Annotated in this window: 15 protein-coding genes; 10 read left to right on the forward strand and 5 right to left on the reverse strand. The window is 41.3% G+C overall.

Annotated elements, in window-relative coordinates; all coding sequences use genetic code 11:
• Positions 1-18 precede the first annotated feature (18 nt).
• From PAUR_RS17720 to PAUR_RS17730, 3 genes are all read right to left on the reverse strand, one after another.
• The gene (locus tag PAUR_RS17720) at positions 19-1,113 is read right to left on the reverse strand and encodes a methionine aminotransferase (RefSeq protein WP_225738499.1); all 1,095 of its coding nucleotides are present in this window, start codon (positions 1,111-1,113) and stop codon (positions 19-21) included.
• A 423-nt stretch (positions 1,114-1,536) separates the two neighbouring features.
• Positions 1,537-3,495, reverse strand: a complete 1,959-nt coding sequence (locus PAUR_RS17725) for a S9 family peptidase (protein ID WP_192509063.1) — start codon at positions 3,493-3,495, stop codon at positions 1,537-1,539.
• A 368-nt stretch (positions 3,496-3,863) separates the two neighbouring features.
• The gene (locus tag PAUR_RS17730; RefSeq protein ID WP_192509064.1) at positions 3,864-5,630 is read right to left on the reverse strand and encodes a DUF885 domain-containing protein; all 1,767 of its coding nucleotides are present in this window, start codon (positions 5,628-5,630) and stop codon (positions 3,864-3,866) included.
• Between the two features lie 305 nt (positions 5,631-5,935).
• Between PAUR_RS17730 and PAUR_RS17735 the strand changes: the two genes are divergently transcribed.
• The 10 genes from PAUR_RS17735 to hemB all read left to right on the forward strand — a co-directional run bounded on the left by PAUR_RS17735 (position 5,936) and on the right by hemB (position 15,160).
• Positions 5,936-6,937 carry a GGDEF domain-containing protein gene (locus PAUR_RS17735; protein ID WP_225738483.1) on the forward strand — a complete coding sequence of 334 codons (1,002 nt, stop codon included), beginning with the start codon at positions 5,936-5,938 and terminating at the stop codon, positions 6,935-6,937.
• Positions 6,938-7,049: 112 nt separating this feature from the next.
• Positions 7,050-7,805: a bifunctional demethylmenaquinone methyltransferase/2-methoxy-6-polyprenyl-1,4-benzoquinol methylase UbiE gene (gene ubiE / locus PAUR_RS17740; RefSeq protein ID WP_192509212.1), complete on the forward strand. Its 756-nt coding sequence runs from the start codon at positions 7,050-7,052 to the stop codon at positions 7,803-7,805.
• An 8-nt stretch (positions 7,806-7,813) separates the two neighbouring features.
• Positions 7,814-8,416, forward strand: a complete 603-nt coding sequence (locus tag PAUR_RS17745) for a ubiquinone biosynthesis accessory factor UbiJ (protein WP_192509065.1) — start codon at positions 7,814-7,816, stop codon at positions 8,414-8,416.
• A 10-nt stretch (positions 8,417-8,426) separates the two neighbouring features.
• Positions 8,427-10,031: a ubiquinone biosynthesis regulatory protein kinase UbiB gene (ubiB, locus tag PAUR_RS17750; protein ID WP_192509213.1), complete on the forward strand. Its 1,605-nt coding sequence runs from the start codon at positions 8,427-8,429 to the stop codon at positions 10,029-10,031.
• A gap of 64 nt (positions 10,032-10,095) precedes the next feature.
• Positions 10,096-10,323 (forward strand): Sec-independent protein translocase subunit TatA, encoded by a 228-nt coding sequence (gene tatA, locus PAUR_RS17755; protein WP_192509066.1) that lies wholly within the window; start codon positions 10,096-10,098, stop codon positions 10,321-10,323.
• A gap of 5 nt (positions 10,324-10,328) precedes the next feature.
• Positions 10,329-10,640, forward strand: a complete 312-nt coding sequence (gene tatB, locus PAUR_RS17760; protein WP_192509067.1) for a Sec-independent protein translocase protein TatB — start codon at positions 10,329-10,331, stop codon at positions 10,638-10,640.
• Positions 10,641-10,671: 31 nt separating this feature from the next.
• Positions 10,672-11,415, forward strand: a complete 744-nt coding sequence (gene tatC / locus PAUR_RS17765; RefSeq protein WP_192509068.1) for a twin-arginine translocase subunit TatC — start codon at positions 10,672-10,674, stop codon at positions 11,413-11,415.
• Between the two features lie 98 nt (positions 11,416-11,513).
• A complete protein-coding gene (locus PAUR_RS17770) occupies positions 11,514-12,302 on the forward strand; it encodes a TatD family hydrolase (RefSeq protein WP_192509069.1) in 789 nt (262 codons plus the stop codon).
• 77 nt (positions 12,303-12,379) lie between these two features.
• A complete protein-coding gene (locus PAUR_RS17775) occupies positions 12,380-14,140 on the forward strand; it encodes a sensor domain-containing diguanylate cyclase (RefSeq protein ID WP_225738484.1) in 1,761 nt (586 codons plus the stop codon).
• Positions 14,141-14,149: 9 nt separating this feature from the next.
• Positions 14,150-15,160, forward strand: a complete 1,011-nt coding sequence (gene hemB, locus PAUR_RS17780) for a porphobilinogen synthase (protein WP_192509071.1) — start codon at positions 14,150-14,152, stop codon at positions 15,158-15,160.
• A gap of 132 nt (positions 15,161-15,292) precedes the next feature.
• Here the strand turns inward: hemB and PAUR_RS17785 are convergent, their stop codons facing one another.
• Positions 15,293-15,688, reverse strand: coding sequence for a hypothetical protein (locus tag PAUR_RS17785; RefSeq protein ID WP_192509072.1), 396 nt, complete (start codon positions 15,686-15,688; stop codon positions 15,293-15,295).
• 181 nt (positions 15,689-15,869) lie between these two features.
• Positions 15,870-17,957 carry an elongation factor G gene (gene fusA / locus PAUR_RS17790; protein WP_192509073.1) on the reverse strand — a complete coding sequence of 696 codons (2,088 nt, stop codon included), beginning with the start codon at positions 17,955-17,957 and terminating at the stop codon, positions 15,870-15,872.
• Positions 17,958-18,122: the final 165 nt, after the last annotated feature.

The following is an 18,122-nucleotide window of genomic DNA, read 5'->3' on the forward strand; positions in this document are numbered from 1 at the left end:
CAGTGCCCTTTGAATCATTTATAATTGACATAGTTTCTCCGCTGCGATTAATAACGTAGCCGTTTTTTTTGCAAAACACAGTCGGATCACTTTGTCTGACGATCCTTGTGCATAAAATACACTCAGAGGTATTGCAGCTATCCCCACTTCTTTCACTAAATACTCACAAAATGCCACATCATCTAATGAGGAGATTTCACTGTAATCCAGTAATAAAAAATACGTCCCTTCACTTGGCAGCACACGAAAACGACTGGTTGATAATGCATCGATTAAACAGTCTCGTTTAATTTGATAAAACTGGGCCAATTCATCAACATGTTGACCTTGCTCCGCGAGCATATCGGTTAAAGCCAATTGTGCAGGCGTAAAGCTTGAAAACGTCACATACTGATGAATTTTTCTAAATTCATCAGTTAAATGCGTAGGTGCAATACAGTAGCCCATTTTCCAGCCGGTACAATGGAACGTTTTGCCAAAGCTAGAGACCACAAAACTGCGACTTAACAACTCAGGATCACGTAACACACTCAAATGAGGCTGATTATCAAAGGTAATATGCTCATATACTTCATCACTTATCAAATAAAGTTCATATTGCATAACCAACTTTTTCAACTGGGTGAGATCTGCCAACTTAAGTGTTTTAGCACTCGGGTTATGGGGGGTATTAATCACTATTGCTCGAGTTTTTTCGCTCATGAGCTGATGTACCTGTGACCAGTTAATTGCATAATCCGGCGCATGTGTTGCCACATGTACTGCTTTACCTCCTGCTAACTCAATGGCAGGTTGGTAAGAATCGTAAGCAGGGTCAAAGACGATCACTTCATCACCTGGATGTATAATCGCTTGAATCGCAACAAACAGTGCTTCCGTTGCCCCTGACGTAATGGTTACCATCTGCTCAGCATCTATCTTTGTATGATAACGCCGCTTCACCAACTCACCTATTTGCAGTTGCAGTGGCTTTATACCTACCGAAGGCGAATATTGATTAAATCCTTCGCTACTATAATACGCTAACTTGGATTTCAATAGCTCTGGAGTGTCAAACTCGGGAAAACCTTGAGATAAGTTAATTGCCGCATACTGATTAGCTAACCCTGTCATTTTACTAAAAATACTCGTTGCAACAATCGGTAATTTACTCTGCACTGATATTCTCCAATTATACTTGTCCTGATCACCAAAGTCGGCTTGCTATTATACGGGTATACTTTACGGTGACTTTTCATATTACTTCAAACCAACGATAATCCCATGACGTATAAATTAGCACTGCCGTCGCTTAACAAAATGTATGATTTATCACTGAACGTATCATAAGCTGCAAATCATACTGTAGCTAGGTTACTTTATAGCGACGTAATATAAGCCTACACGATCAATTACATGAATGTATTTGCCAATTTACGTCAATCAAACGTGAAGGTTTAGCAATAAGATACGCGTTCACTTATCTCTCAAACAACCATCGCTTTTACCACGACAGCAGCACAAAAAAGGCAACCTAACGTTGCCTTTTCTCTCTCATCATAATTTTAGATGCGCATCTAAAAATGCGAGTATGCGTTCATAGTATTGTGCACGATGCTTCGCTTTATAAAATCCGTGCCCCTCACTTTCTAGTAACATATACTGGTAAGAATGCTTGGCTTTTTTCAACGCCTCTATCAGTGACTCAGCCTGTTCAATCGGCGCTCTCTTATCTTCACCCCCATGCACTATTAGCACAGGCGCTTTTAGCTTCTCAATATTATAGCTTGGAGAAAAGTCTTTTAATTGCTGCTGATCGTCCCCCAATACTTGAGCCAAATAACTTCTTCCCGTTTCATGCTCCGCTATATCACCTTCTTTAAACATCAACGGTAAATCATACACACCAACTACACCAATAGCGCACTTGAATAAATCAGGTTCAATAATAGCGCTTTGTACTGCTGAATAGCCGCCAAAGCTAGACCCCATAATACACATATTGTTTGCATCTACATATCCTTGTTTAATCACATACTTAGTGCCATCAATGATGTCATGTTGTATATCACTTCCCCACTTGCGGTATCCTGCAGCTTCAAAATTTCGGCCATATCCACCTGAACCACGAAAGTTTACTTTCAGTACAGCCATACCTCGGCTAGCCAATAACTGACTTTCAACATCAAAGCGCCAGTAATCTCTTGGCCCATGCGGTCCACCATGTGGCATCACTACCAGTGGCAGATTTTTCGCCTCCTTCCCTTTTGGCAACGTCAGGTACCCACGAATTTCAACACCATCACGCGCAGTAAACTTTATTGGTTTCGTTTCAGACATTTTATCGGCAGGTAACCAGCCCCTTTCGGAAAATAAGAAACTAAGCTTTTTCTTGTCGCCATCATATAGATAATATTGCCCCGGGTTTTGATCACTCCAAACGTAAGCAATACTGCGCTTACCATCTTTACTGCTACTGATTAAATGTACTTGGCTATTAGGAAACGTCGCCAATAATGACTTTAATGTGCGACTGCCTTGCGAATTACTATCTGTAAATGCATAACTCGGATACCCAGACTCTAATTCAATCGCAATGACTTCTTTGCTAATACTATCAGTCCAAACCGTTGAAGGTGATACCTCATCATCTTGAAACACCTTAGTCGTTACACCGGTTGTTAAATCAAGCTTGTAAATACCTTTCGGACCACCAGATTCAGAAGCCCCAATCAAAGCATGCTTACCTGATTTATCAAATGACCATGGCGTCACGTCTTGTAAAGAGGTATTTTCTAGCGGTAATGCACGCCATTTATCACCACGCTTATCTCTAATATGAATAGACTGGTTTATATAATTTTCAGTAGAAACGACAATACGTACATTTCCCTGGTGATCAGTAATATAACGCCCCATTTTTGATGGTGAACCTGCAACACTCTTACGGTGTCCATTATGAATATTAACCTTATATACAACTGTTCTCGGCTCTTTGATCATACGCCATGGGTACGTCACAATTAGAATGTGATCATCATCATTCGGTAAACTGTCTAATACATAAGAGGTGCCTTCTAACGGCGTAGCCTTTCTTATTGCTGAGCCTGTTTGCATTTTACCTTGATAGCCAACCACATAACGCTGTCGTGTGCCGTCCCAGTTCATCGCAAACAATTCGCCTCGATATTCTGGACGAGCTGACCACCCCTTCAAATATTGCTTTTCAGCAACCAGTCTCTCGCTGCTTGCCCATACATAAGCACCAACTTGTCCATTACCATTAAAACTAATCCCACTGACTATTTTATTATTCGTAAGATCGAGAATATAAAGGTTATTTTTGCCTTCAACTTTAGAAATAAAACTGAGGTACTTGCCATTGGGAGAAATTTGCACCTGTCGGTACGCAAAATCCTTACTAAAATCTGCCACAGAAATGATTTCGCCAGCATGTGTCCATTTAGCGCTACTTAATATCAAAATTAAGCAGCACACTTTAAATAATATTTTCATAATCTATCCATATACGCCATAGTCGGCGATTTTATATCGCCGACTATCCAACATTCAATAGAAACTACCTGTTCATCAAGCGTGCCCTGAACAGCTCCACTGACATACTCGTGGTAAATAGAGTAGTTCAGGACAAATACCAGTCATGTTTTTAATACCAAAAGTGAAAAGTTCATAGAGGGTTATTGACAATATTGATACCAATTGAGGTTAGATTGTTTACTCGGTCTTATGAATAATAGTTCATTCAGTATGGGTAACGTTAATTACGTGGTCACCTCACAAAAACGAGGTGTGTCTATATTTACTTAGCTTGTTTAACAAACAATGAAAGATAGGTGGCCAGCCTCGTGACCACCCAATAGCAGTTAACCTTGCGGTTTTGCCAATTCAGTTTGAATATAACGACGCACTTGTTCCTCTAAAACGAATAAAGGGACAGAACCATGACGCAGTATTTGATGATGGAACTCTCGAATATCAAACTCTTGACCAAGCGCTTCTTCGGCTTCTTGGCGTAATCGCTTAATCGTTAATTCACCAATTTTGTATGACAGTGCTTGCCCTGGCCAAGAAATGTAACGGTCCGTTTCAGTCTTGATATTGTGTAATGACAGCGCACTATTGTCTTTCATAAAATTCATTGCTTGCTCACGACTCCAACCAAACATATGCATACCAGTATCAACCACTAGCCGTGCTGCGCGCCACATTTCATACGTTAGACGGCCGAAGTTACTATATGGGTCCTTATAAAAACCCGCTTCAAGCCCTAAATATTCAGAATACAACCCCCAACCTTCACCAAAAGCCGAAATATACGTATTACGACGATAGTCTGGTAAATAATCCAATTCAGCATTCAACGCAATTTGTAAATGATGGCCTGGCACTGCTTCATGCAAAGTCAATGCTTCCAGCACATACAAAGGGCGTTTATCTAGAGCATAAGTATTTACCCAATAAAAACCAGCTTCATCATCTTTGCTCGCACCGCTGTATCTACCAGTTGTATATTTAGGCGCAATGCTTGCCGGGACGGGCTCTACACCATAAGGCCTGCGAGGTAGTGTATGAAACAGCTTTGGTAATTGTGCATCCATTTTCTTGGCAATAAAAGCGGCTTCTTTTAACAGTTGTTCTGGTGTCGTTGCATAAAATTGTGGATCCGTTCTCAAAAAGTCGACAAATTCAGCAAATGTCCCTTCAAACCCACTCTCCTGAATGACGTTTTGCATTTCAGAACGAATACGAGCAACTTCTTGCAATCCCAATTCATGGATTTCCTTTGCCGTCATGTCTGTCGTTGTATAATGGCGAACACGATTTGCATAATACGACTCGCCATTTTTCGTGGCTGAAATGCCAATCTCTTCTCTTGCGGCAGGGCGGTATTCATCCACAAAGAAGCGTAAGTAATTTTGATACGCAGGAAGCACCTGTTCAGTAATAACGTCTTGTGCGCGTTGTTGCAACTTTTCAAAATCAGCTGCTGGTAGCTTCGCAGAATTCACTAAAAATGGCGCATAAAACTCAGAATCAACGACGTTAGGCACGATGAACGCAGTAATAGACTCTTCATAGCCCGCAAGCACAATTTTAGGCTGAGTCATGCCAACTTGTACGCCCTTTTTCATCCACATTATATTTTGTGCAAAATAACGAGGGATTTGCTGCAATCGACTTAAATACAACTCATAACCAGATAACTTTGCAAAGTCATGTCCGGCAACCATAAAAGACATGCTGGAATGGAAGCCGTATTCTGACGTCAACGGTATGTAATGGCTATGAAAGCGATACTGATCAACCTGATTTTGAATTTGCGCACGCAAAATGGTGTGGTTAATCTGGTTCTCGTCACTCATTTTGGTTAAAGGAAGCTTATCCAACTCATGCAAAAACTGTACATTACGGTGATAATTTTTTGCTAAACCTTCAGCTGATAAATCAGGTAGCAACTGTGCTCCACTTATTTGCGTTCTCGCATACGCATTGTTACTTTTGCGAGTTGTTTCCACTTCTTGAGCAATATGAGTAAACTGCGCATCAACATTAACGGGCGTTAATTGGCATGCAGACAAACAAAGAGCTAATAACGAAATAGACGTGTAGTTGATTAACGTTTTTCTCACACGAAAGCCTTATTATATTTTTATCTTCAGCCACTGTAGCTAAGCAAGTTCATTATTCGCAACTAATTTCGACAGACTCCATAATTTACATTAGTGCAAAAATACAACAAACCCAGCCTTTATGATTATAAAATCAGCAAATAAACAAATATAAATCATTTTTCTATTTCCAAAGTGGTCATTTTGCTTTTAAATACATGATTGACTCAGTAATGTAGTCTTTAATGTAGGGACGCAATTCTGAAGCTCAAGGATATCAAGATTACTTACATACTTTTCGCTGACTTATTATTGCGGTAAATGAAATGATATTCCATGATCCTATGGCTGTTGCACAGGAAAAAATGACTAAAGTCTGCCTATTCTTAGAGCAACACCATTTACCGCCTACGCCGTTAAATTATCAGGTAACATATACCTATATTAGCAAGTCTGATACGGAGCTCAATGCAGCACTTGATAGCATCTTAAATAGCGGACAAAAAATAGATAGCATTTACTTAGAGCAACTCTACTTTGAATACATAAATCAGGGTCATCAAGAAGAAGCAGCCATGCTAAAAAACGTGGATGGGATCCTATCAAGTTTACATAACTCCACCCGCAACTCACAACGTAATATCAATCAGTTTTCTGAACAACTGCACCACTGCGTCCACTCTTTAGATGAACACAATATTGAAAAGAGTAAGCGTGCGCTGATGCTTTTATCTAAACAAGCTGATGCTTTGCTACAGCAACAGGTGCAATTTAAAGCCACCCTTAAAAATGCCCGTTTAATGCATAAAAAGACGCAACAGCAATTACTTAAGCTGCGCAAGCAACACATTATCGACACCCAAACTGGCATGTACAAACGCCATTATTTAAATCAGCAAACACAACTATGGCTACAACAAAATAAGCCTCTGTGTGCTATCGCAATACAAGTAGAAAATATCGACGAGTTCTCGAATAAATACGGCGATGCCATTGCTGAAGTGGTGCTCAATCGTGTTGCTAGGAAAATCCAAAAATATGTCTTTGAAAGCGGTTTACCCGGCAGGACTGGTAAAAATGAGTTTACCGTACTATTACCTGATGTAGAGCCTGAAACTGCACTCGTGATCGCAGACAAAGTACTAAAAGGCGTCGAAAAACTGAAATTTGTGAGCTCAAAAAGCCCGCTTGAGTTACCCAGTGTGCAATTATCTTTGGGTATTGTTAAACAGCAGCAAGAGGCTGACTTTACGACATTAGCCCGTAAGGCAGCACAAGCGGCTCACAAAGCGCTCACCCTTAATCAGGCCTACTATATTCCCTCATAGTCTGAAATTTCTTCGCTATTATAAGATAAAATCCTACCCTTATGAATTGCACGTGAGTCACGCGATCAAGTACACTAAGCGCATCATAATGTTAAGCCTAACTGAGAAAACAATGAAAGAGTCACCACAAGATACTGCTGATTTTGGTTATAAAACCGTTGACCGTGAAGAAAAGGCTTCTCTCGTCGCCGATGTATTCCACTCAGTTGCAGCAAAATATGACATTATGAATGATTTGATGTCCTTTGGAGTCCATCGACTTTGGAAACGCCAAGCAATTGCTTGCTCCGGCGTACGAAAAGGCCACAAAGTATTGGATTTAGCAGGTGGTACCGGTGATTTAACAGCTAAATTCAGTCAGCTAGTGACTGAGTCTGGTCAAGTTATTCTTGGTGACATTAACGATTCAATGCTTAAAGTTGGTCGTGATAAGCTACGTGACTTGGGCTTAGTCGGCAATATCGAATACGTGCAAATGAACGCGGAAGCACTGCCATTTCCTGATAACTCTTTTGATGTGATTACCATTGCTTTCGGGCTGCGTAACGTCACTGATAAAGATGCCGCATTGCGCTCTATGTATAGAATACTCAAACCCGGTGGCCGCTTATTAGTTCTGGAATTCTCAAAAACCAATAATGAAGCGCTCTCTAAGCTCTACGATTTATATTCATTTAACCTACTACCAACTATGGGGAAAATTATCGCTAATGACAGTGAGTCATATCGCTATTTGGCCGAGTCAATTCGTATGCACCCAGATCAAGAAACACTCAAGAGTATGATGGAAGAAGCTGGTTTTGAACAAACCAGTTATCAGAACATGACCGGTGGTATTGTGGCGCTTCATCGCGGCTTTAAATACTAAGGATACGTATGATTGAGGTCGTTGCAAGTGCCATCGTCGAGTCATGTTTGAATCGCTTGCTCGTTTTAGAGCCCGAATTAACAAGGTCTCTGGAAAACTGTAAACATAAAGTGATCGCCGTTGAATTACGCGATTGGCAGCACACCTTCGCGCTCACTTACGTAGGCCATCAATTTATAGTATTCAGTCAATACCAAGAACATGCAGACTGTCATATCAGCGCCAGCTTAGAAACTTTAACCAAGCTCACTAACCCTAGTTTGCTCACGCAACTCATTCGACAAGAGAAACTAGACTTAGAAGGTGATTTGCAACTTGCGCAAAACTATAGCTCAGCCTTTTCAAACATACATATTGACTGGGCAGAACATCTATCTCGCTACATTGGTGATGCACCAGCACAACAGGTGATAAACAGTACCCAAAAAGCCCATGTTCAAGGCAAAACGATTGGCAGCTCATTTAAGTCAACAGTCACACAATTATGCCAAGATGAACTCAAAGTGACCATTCACCCTTTAGAGCTTGAACAATACAAAATGCACACCCGACATATAAAAAATCAAGCAGCTCAATTAGAGCAGCGTATTCAACTCTTACTTAACCGCTGAGGAGCGAATGTTGGCAGTTGCTCGTTTATATCAAATAACTCAAACCTTACTGCAATACGGTTTAGATGATCTCATCCCAAAAAATAAACAACCTTGGTATGGAAAGCTCGCAAGAAAAAGTTTATTTTGGTTAAAAAACAAACACCCGGATAAATCCATTGGTCAAAGGTTAAGACTGTCACTGGAAACTCTTGGACCGGTATGGATAAAGTTTGGGCAAATGTTATCGACCAGACGAGATTTACTCCCCCAAGAAATTGCTGAAGAACTAGCGCAGTTGCAAGACAAAGTGCAACCATTCTGTGGCCAACAAGCACAACGGTTAATCGAGCAAGCACTACAGATAGATAATATTAGCGAACTATTTAGTGAGTTTGATCAAACCCCACTGGCTTCTGCTTCTATAGCGCAAGTACATACTGCTCGCTTACATACTCACGAGCAGGATAAAGACGTTGTTATCAAGGTCATCCGTCCTAATATCGAACAACAAATTGAAGCGGATCTTGCATTAATGACTCGATTCGCCAGCATGCTTGTTAAAGTCGTGAGCCAAAGCAGACGCTTACGCCCAGTTGAAGTGGTCAAAGAATACAAAAAAACACTGCTTGATGAGCTCGACTTACTGCGCGAAGGTGCGAATGCATTACAGTTACGTCGCAATTTCTCAGACTCAGATTCTTTATATATCCCAGAGATATACAGTGATCACTCGCGTAAGAACGTCCTCGTTATGGAGCGTATCTACGGCATCCCCGTTTCAGATACTGACGCTCTATTAGCGCAAGGTACTAATATGAAACTGTTGGCTGAAAGAGGTGTCGAAGTATTTTTTACCCAAGTTTTTAGGGACAGTTTTTTCCATGCTGATATGCACCCAGGTAATATTTTTGTCTCTACTCACACACCGCACAACCCTAAGTACATTGGTATTGATTGCGGAATAGTCGGTACACTCAACAAAGAAGATAAACGCTATTTAGCTGAGAACTTTATTGCTTTCTTTAATAGAGATTACCGTCAGGTAGCGCAGCTTCATGTTGATTCGGGCTGGGTCCCCGCCGATACTTGCGTTGAAGAATTTGAGTTTGCCATTCGTACTGTATGTGAACCTATATTTAATAAACCATTGGCTGAGATTTCATTTGGCCATGTATTAGTAAACTTATTTAATACGGCCAGACGTTTCAACATGGAAGTACAACCCCAGTTGGTGTTATTACAAAAAACACTACTGTACGTTGAAGGGTTAGGCCGCCAACTTTATCCTCAACTTGATTTATGGCAAACAGCCAAACCATTTTTAGAACAATGGGTTAAAGACCAGGTAGGACCTTGGTCAGTACTCAAACAAGTGTATGCTAATTTACCCTTTTGGGCTGAAAAAATGCCTGAATTACCCGATTTGATATATCAAACACTGAGACAAAAGAATCAAAATGTCATGGCAGTAACGCCAAAACAAAATACCAAGCCACTCTTACTTGGTATGCTTGCTTGCAGCGCAGCAATTACCGCAGGTTTGTTCTATCTCGCTCATGACTGGTTTGCGGCGGGCGTCAGTTTATCTATTGCAAGCGTACTATTTCTCAGTGCATGGCGTAAAACAGGATGATATTTTATACACTCTGCGTATAATCATTTTTTAACGAGTTAAATTCATTATCAATGAGGTAAGTATGGGTTTCGGTGGCATCAGTATTTGGCAACTTCTAATCATTTTAGCCATTATAGTACTTTTATTCGGCACTAAAAAACTACGTGGTATTGGTGGTGACTTGGGTAACGCTGTCAAAGGCTTTAAAAAAGCCGTGTCCGATGACGAAGCACAACCGACTGAACAGTTAAAAGACCAAACACAACAAAAAACGCAAGAAGCACAAGAAAAACCAAAGGATAAGGTCTAACCGTTATGGGGATGTGGGAACTTGCCGTCGTATTGATCGTCGGCTTGATTGTACTTGGCCCAGAACGCTTGCCTGTCGCGATTAGAACTGTCAGTCGCTGGATAAAAAGTATAAAGTCTATTGCTAACTCAGTCAAAGCTGAAGTAAATGAAGAACTGCGTGTGCATGAGCTGCATTCAAATTTAAAAAAGGCGGAACAACAGAACATGACTGACCTGAGTGCTTCAGTGAAACACTCTGTTGATGAGCTCAATAAAGCAGCAGCCTCAGTAAAGCATAGCTATAAAGATAATACTAAGCAGTCGGACCAAGAGTAATCTGACCGACGCAATAACGAATGAGTACACCATGTCAGAAACGCTACAGAGCGGCTTTATTGGCCACTTAATTGAGCTGCGTAATCGCTTAATGAAGGCAATATTAAGCATTTTGGTCATTTTTGTCGCATTAGTATATTTTGCGAATGATATTTATGCGTTCGTTGCTGCACCTTTAATTGCACATCTGCCTGAAAATAGCACAATGATTGCGACAGATGTTACAGCTCCGTTTTTTGCCCCTTTTAAGCTCACCCTTTTTGTCGCATTGTTTGCAGCAGTACCCATGCTATTACATCAAGTATGGAGTTTTATTGCACCGGGCTTATATAAACACGAAAAGCGTATGCTGATACCTATATTATGCTCAAGCGTATTATTATTTTACGCTGGGATTTCATTTTGCTACTTCGTTGTGCTGCCTATTATTTTAGGCTTTTTCACCAGTGTTGGACCTGAAATGATGACACTATCACCTGATATCAGCAGTTACTTAGCTTTTACGCTGAAATTGTTCTTTGCATTTGGGGTTGCGTTTGAAATCCCGGTCGCCATTATGGTGTTATGCTGGAGCGGTGCAACGACAACAGCGAGCCTCAAAGAAAAGCGCCCTTACGTCGTTGTAGGTGCATTTGTTGTGGCCATGTTCCTTACCCCACCAGACGTATTATCACAAACATTGCTCGCCCTACCTATGCTACTATTATTTGAGCTGGGTTTAATTCTCGCAAGGTTTTACTCTAAAGGCACCAATAATCAGGAGACGGTCGAGTGAACCAAGCTACACAAAGGAATTTATCCAGCAGTCAAAATACTATGCTGCAGTATGTGTATATTTAATAACGACAAGATTCCGGTGAAATGGACTGACTAATGCAAACACACTATATCGACGCAGGCGTAAACTTAACCAGTTCTCAGTACGAGAGTGAACGCGAAGATATTGTGATGCGCGCCACCCAAGCTGGCGTTGTGAATATGCTACTTATCGGTAGCAATATTAGTGACTCGCAACAGAGTCAGCTGTTTGCAAAGCAATTCGGTTATGTCAGCACAGCCGGAATTCACCCGCATGATGCTAAAGATGCACCTGAAAATTATGTTAAATCAATTGAAAAGTTGCTGCAACACCCTGAAGTCGTCGCTGTTGGTGAGTGTGGTCTAGATTTTAATCGAGACTTTTCCCCAAGATCTACTCAACAAAAGGTCTGCCAGCAACAACTCGAATTGGCGAGAAATGCCCAAGTTCCGGTTTATTTACACGAGCGTGATGCCTTTGATACGATGAAGTCGCTACTGTTAGAGACGTCAGTGACAGGCGTTTTACATTGCTTTACTGGCAATAAAGATGCGCTGTCTTTCTATTTAGAATATGGCCTATACATAGGTATCACGGGTTGGGTCTGCGACGAACGCCGAGGCGCTGAGCTACAATCATTGGTGCCATTGATCCCCGACAATAAATTATTATTAGAAACGGATGCGCCCTACTTATTACCTAGAACACTCGCGCCCAAACCAAAATCGAGGCGTAATGAACCTGCATTTATTCATGAGATTGCAAACCAAGTCGCTAAGTTACGAGGTCAAACCGTGGCCCATGTTGCGAAATTAAGTCAAGATAATTTCGAACGCCTTTTTGACAAAAGGCATGGCACATGATGCTGCGATTCTGCCTTCTATCCCTATTGCTCTTTTGCACATCACCTTATGGTATAGAGTTAGGAAATAACTTTAAGATGCGGTCTGATTTGCCATTCAGTTACACTGTGAACAATAGTCATCATGTGGATGGGTTAATCGCGTCTTCGCCTAAGTGGTTCACAAATACAAGTGGCGCACTGAACTTAGGACCTGTAAGTGGTCATGTCTGGCTAAAGGTTGAGTTGAATAATATAAATGCCATTGAGATCCCCCTTCTGCTCAGCATCGATAATAATTTATTGGATAAAATTACCGCTTATATTCAATTGCATAATAGGTCGTTACTCACGCTTGATTTAGGAGACGCTCTTCCCTTAGTGCAGCGCCCTATTAAACATGAAGCACAATTAGTACCCTTTGACCTTCCTGCGCGTAGTACTGGGGTAATTTACCTGCAAATTCAACATCATGGTGCATTAAACTTACCTTTAAGTTTATGGCACCCTATTGAATACCTAAAATACAAAAGTAAGTTTAATCTGCTATATGGCATTTTGGCAGGAGTGATCATCGCTATGGCATTGAGTAACTTTACTTTGTATACCTTTACCCGGAAAAAATACTTTTTATCTGGTAGCTTTATTATTATTACCATCTGGCTATTAAACGTTCATCTTTATGGCTTTAGTTACCGATATATTTATGGTAATTGGCAATGGCTACAACAATATGCGCAACCTTTATTAGTGTTGTACAGTTGCTTATTATTTATGCCATTCATCGCCAAAACACTCTTGACACAAAAACAATTAGCCTCCTATCAAAAACCCCTTAAATGGTTATGGCCAACATCGTTAGCCGTTGCATTGCTACTCATCACAATACCGATAGATACAGCACTGCTTATCGCTTACGCTTTGAGCCTAATACTCACAATCGGCTATTTAGTACTCGCAATAATTAAATGGCGCCAAAATACACCACAGCGATATGCGCATGTCAGTATATTTAGCGCATTAACACTGGCACTTGCATACCAATTTAGCTTTGAGCTGGGTTTACTCTCCGGGGCACTATTAGACCGCCCTGTTACTTATTTATGCTACCTCGTTATCAGTATTATTTTGAGCTACACCCTCACACGGAAGTATGTTGATGAGCGAGATAACAAAATCAAAGTTCAACAATCAAAAATTGCACAAAGTCAGGCCGCCGATGCCTTACTAAAAGAGCGTATCCAGCTACAAGAACAAGCGCAAGAAGATTTAGAATCGAGTATCGATGAACGCACGTTCGAGCTACAAGTCACCCTGCGTGAATTAGAAGAGAAAAACCGCGCACTAGAGAAACTCAATATGGAAGATGCGCTGACCAAGGTCAAGAATCGACGCTATTTTGATAAACGTATCATGATGGAAGTCAGGCGATCTCGGCGTGAGCAAACCATGCTCAGCGTCGTGATGTTAGATATTGATCACTTCAAAAAGATCAATGATACTTATGGGCACTTAGTTGGCGACCAAGCAATCTGCGCCGTTGCGGAGCAAATTCAGCTGCATTTAAAACGCCCTCATGACGAAGTATTTCGCTATGGCGGCGAAGAGTTTGTATTGCTATTACCTAACACCGATTCTCAAGGAGCTGTTGAGCTCGCTGATCTTATACGCTCAGATTTGGAAAAGTCCCAACTCAATGTGGGAGAGAATACCGTTACTATGACAATCAGTGCAGGCATACGCAGTGCTATTGCCACTGATAGTAAAAACCCAACATTGTTTACTGACTTTGCTGATAAAGCACTCTATCAAGCAAAACAGCAAGGTCGCAACCGTGTTGTTGTTTATGAAAACACTTAGGAGGCCATTGTGGCTCAATCAGGATTAGACCTTTTTCCATACACTCGTATGCGCCGTATGCGTCGAGATGATTTTTCACGCCGTTTAATGAGTGAAAACCAATTATCCGTCAACGACCTAATTTATCCTGTCTTCGTACTAGAAGGAGAAAATCGTCGTGAAGCCATTGAATCTATGCCTGGTATCGAACGTTTATCAATCGATTTACTGCTAGAAGAAGCCAAAGAACTGGTGACCTTAGGCATTCCTGCTGTCGCTATTTTCCCAGTCACTCCAACCGAAAAGAAGTCGTTACATGCAGAAGAAGCATATAATACTGAAGGGTTGGCACAACGCACAACCCGTGCACTCAAAGAGGCTTTTCCTGAGCTTGGCGTGATCACGGATGTTGCCCTAGACCCATTTACCACTCACGGTCAAGATGGGATCATTGATGACAGTGGCTATGTTGTAAACGATGTCACTACAGAGATACTAGTGCAGCAAGCTTTATCGCATGCTGAAGCAGGCGCTGATATCGTTGCGCCTTCAGACATGATGGATGGTCGAATCGCAGCAATACGCGATGGTTTAGAGCAACAGGGACATGTACACACCCGCATTATGGCGTACTCGGCCAAATACGCATCAAGCTACTACGGGCCTTTCCGTGATGCGGTGGGCTCTGCTGGTAACCTTAAAGGGGCAGATAAAAAAACCTATCAAATGGACCCTGCCAATTCTGATGAAGCAATTAGAGAGGTCGCTCTTGACTTACAAGAGGGTGCTGACATGGTCATGGTCAAACCGGGTATGCCATACTTAGATATTGTAAAACGCGTAAAAACAGAGTTTGGAGTGCCAACCTTCGCTTATCAAGTGAGTGGTGAATATGCAATGCATCGCGCAGCAATTGATAATGGCTGGCTAGCAGAGCAACCGACGATTATGGAGTCGCTATTGGCATTTAAGCGCGCAGGTGCCGATGGCATACTAACCTACTTTGCAAAACAAGCCGCACAATGGCTACAACAGAAATAATTGGTCAGTAAGTAACAAAAAAGCGCCATATGGGCGCTTTTATGCAGTAATAGCGGGCTATTACCAATGAAAGCAACGCCGAGAGTGAGAAAAATAGCTTTATTGGGCAAATTCGCTTATCCAGAACTGAGGTTACTTACTATTGAGTATACTTCTCGTTCTTTCTAATTCGTCAGCCGATATAGACCAACTATAAAACTGTGTTTTTCTATTATTTGGCAGTGAAATTTCAAGAATTTTAATAAACATTATACGAGTAACACGTATATTTTCGATGGTGTCACAGGGAATATATTGCGTTTTTAAACCCAGTGAATAACTTAGGCCCGCTTTATCTACATGTACGTAACGGCGGTTAACCACTGCTAAATATAATGATAAAATAACTCCTGAGAGGAACAAATATGAAGTAATTATCAAAATATTGGCAAGCGCCGGAAAGGTTTGTGATGCACCATAGATCACAAAACATAATAAGAATAACACACCGTAAAATATCCAATTCACAGTTAAGTCGATTGTTTTCATAAAAGCCTCCATTCTTTTTAAGTACCCAAAATAAAACCAAGCATTTTATTAAGAATGCAATGATAAGAGGATACTGTTCCTAAATCAAGAAACTCGAGTGCTTTTATTGCGATTTATTCAAGATAAAAAAAAACCGCTTGTTAAAACAAGCGGTTTTTCGTACTTAATGAAAAAGAACTAATTATTTAGCTGCTTTTTTCTCTTTCTCTGCTGCAATTACTGTCTCAGCTACATTCTGCGGACATGCTGCATAGTGTGAGAATTCCATTGAGAATTGACCACGGCCAGACGTAATAGTACGTAAGTGACCAATGTAACCAAACATCTCAGAAAGTGGAACATCACCCTTGATACGAACACCAGTCAGACCTGCTTCTTGGTCTTTGATCATACCACGACGACGGTTAAGGTCACCAATTACGTCACCTACGTTGTCTTCTGGCGTGAATACGTCAACTTTCATGATAGGCTCAAGAAGTTGTGCACCCGCTTTAGGGATAGACTGACGGAAAGCGCCTTTAGCTGCGATTTCGAAAGCGATTGCTGATGAGTCAACTGCGTGGAATCCACCGTCGAATAGCTCAACTTCAACGTCTAGTACTGGGAAGCCAGCTAGAACACCTTCTTCCATCATCGACTTGAAGCCTTTCTCAACTGCAGGCCAGAATTCTTTAGGTACGTTACCACCAACAACAGATGAAGAGAACGTGAAACCTGAATTCTGCTCGCCTGGCTTGATACGGTAATCGATCTTACCGAACTGACCAGAACCACCTGATTGCTTCTTGTGCGTGTAGCTATCTTCAATTTCTTGAGTGATAGTTTCACGGTATGCAACCTGAGGCTGACCAACGATAAGGTCTACACCGTAAGTACGTTTAAGGATATCTACCTTAATGTCTAGGTGTAATTCACCCATACCTTTAAGGATAGTTTCACCTGAATCTTCGTCAGTTTCAACTTGGAAAGACGGATCTTCTGCAACCATTTTACCGATTGCCACACCCATTTTCTCGTTACCGCCTTTATCTTTAGGCTGTACCGCAATTGAGATTACTGGCTCAGGGAAGATCATCGGCTCAAGTGTACATTCATGCTTAGGTGCACATAAAGTGTGACCCGTTTGAACGTTCTTCATACCTACAACAGCAATGATGTCACCCGCTTGCGCTGATGTTAATTCATTACGGTCATCTGCTTGCATCTCAACCATACGGCCAACACGCTCAGTTTTACCTGTTGCAGAGTTAAGTACAGTGTCACCCTTGTTAAGCACACCAGAGTAAATACGGATAAAGGTCAAGGCACCGAAACGGTCATCCATGATCTTAAACGCAAGTGCACGTAGTGGCTCGTCAACTGATACAGTTGCAACTTCACCAGTCGGCTCACCTGTTTCTTTATCTGTAAGAGGTTGCGGATCTACTTCTGTTGGAGAAGGTAGGTAATCAACAACAGCGTCAAGTACTAGTTGAACACCTTTGTTTTTGAACGCTGAACCACAGTAAGTTGGGAAGAACGCTAGCTCACGGGTACCTTTACGGATACACGCTTTGATTTGTTCAATAGAAGGTACTTCACCTTCCATGTACGCTTCTAATAGCTCATCGTCTTGCTCTACAGCAGTTTCGATTAGCATCTCATGGTATTCTTCAACTTTATCTACCATGTCAGCAGGCACGTCTAATACTTCATAGTTTTCAGGAAGACCAGTGTCATCCCAAACGTATGCTTTCTTAGTAAGAACGTCTACAACACCTACGAACTCGTCTTCGATACCGATTGGTAACGTCATAACAAGAGGATTAGCTGCAAGTACGTTAGTTACTTGGTCTACTACGCGGTAGAAGTCAGCACCCATACGGTCTAACTTGTTTACGAAGATACAACGAGCAACTTCTGACTCGTTCGCGTAACGCCAGTTTGTTTCTGATTGTGGCTCAACACCACCAGAACCACAGAATACACCGATACCACCGTCAAGTACTTTCAATGAACGGTAAACTTCAACAGTGAAGTCAACGTGTCCAGGAGTATCGATAACGTTAAAACGGTGATCTTTCCAGAAACAGCTTACTGCAGCTGACTGGATAGTAATACCACGCTCAGCTTCCTGTTCCATGAAGTCAGTTGTTGATTCGCCATCGTGAACTTCACCAGTTTTGTGAATTTGACCAGTTAGCTTTAGGATACGCTCAGTGGTAGTAGTTTTACCCGCATCAACGTGCGCGAAAATACCAATGTTTCTGTATTTCGATAAATCTGCCATTATTTTGCTCTATTTAAAGTAGAAAAATTATTCGGCGGGAGTATATCACCTCTTCTAGCGAACATCATCCTTGATATCGCTTAAAATGCAATCAATTTGGTAAAAAGTTGCTTTTCGCTAGAATATGTAATTCAAAAATGCAAATTCATCAGTAAATTAACTTAA

It is taken from the genome of Pseudoalteromonas aurantia 208 (assembly GCF_014858725.1).
GTDB classification, from domain to species: domain Bacteria; phylum Pseudomonadota; class Gammaproteobacteria; order Enterobacterales; family Alteromonadaceae; genus Pseudoalteromonas; species Pseudoalteromonas aurantia.

Coding starts and splice junctions, on each gene's coding strand:
- PAUR_RS17720 (WP_225738499.1), bottom strand. CDS start 1,113: ATGACAGGGTTAGCTAATCAGTATGCGGCAATTAACTTATCTCAAGGT.
- PAUR_RS17725 (WP_192509063.1), bottom strand. CDS start 3,495: ATGAAAATATTATTTAAAGTGTGCTGCTTAATTTTGATATTAAGTAGC.
- PAUR_RS17735 (WP_225738483.1), top strand. CDS start 5,936: ATGATATTCCATGATCCTATGGCTGTTGCACAGGAAAAAATGACTAAA.
- ubiE (WP_192509212.1), top strand. CDS start 7,050: ATGAAAGAGTCACCACAAGATACTGCTGATTTTGGTTATAAAACCGTT.
- PAUR_RS17745 (WP_192509065.1), top strand. CDS start 7,814: ATGATTGAGGTCGTTGCAAGTGCCATCGTCGAGTCATGTTTGAATCGC.
- tatA (WP_192509066.1), top strand. CDS start 10,096: ATGGGTTTCGGTGGCATCAGTATTTGGCAACTTCTAATCATTTTAGCC.
- tatB (WP_192509067.1), top strand. CDS start 10,329: ATGGGGATGTGGGAACTTGCCGTCGTATTGATCGTCGGCTTGATTGTA.
- tatC (WP_192509068.1), top strand. CDS start 10,672: ATGTCAGAAACGCTACAGAGCGGCTTTATTGGCCACTTAATTGAGCTG.
- PAUR_RS17770 (WP_192509069.1), top strand. CDS start 11,514: ATGCAAACACACTATATCGACGCAGGCGTAAACTTAACCAGTTCTCAG.
- PAUR_RS17775 (WP_225738484.1), top strand. CDS start 12,380: ATGCGGTCTGATTTGCCATTCAGTTACACTGTGAACAATAGTCATCAT.
- PAUR_RS17785 (WP_192509072.1), bottom strand. CDS start 15,688: ATGAAAACAATCGACTTAACTGTGAATTGGATATTTTACGGTGTGTTA.
- fusA (WP_192509073.1), bottom strand. CDS start 17,957: ATGGCAGATTTATCGAAATACAGAAACATTGGTATTTTCGCGCACGTT.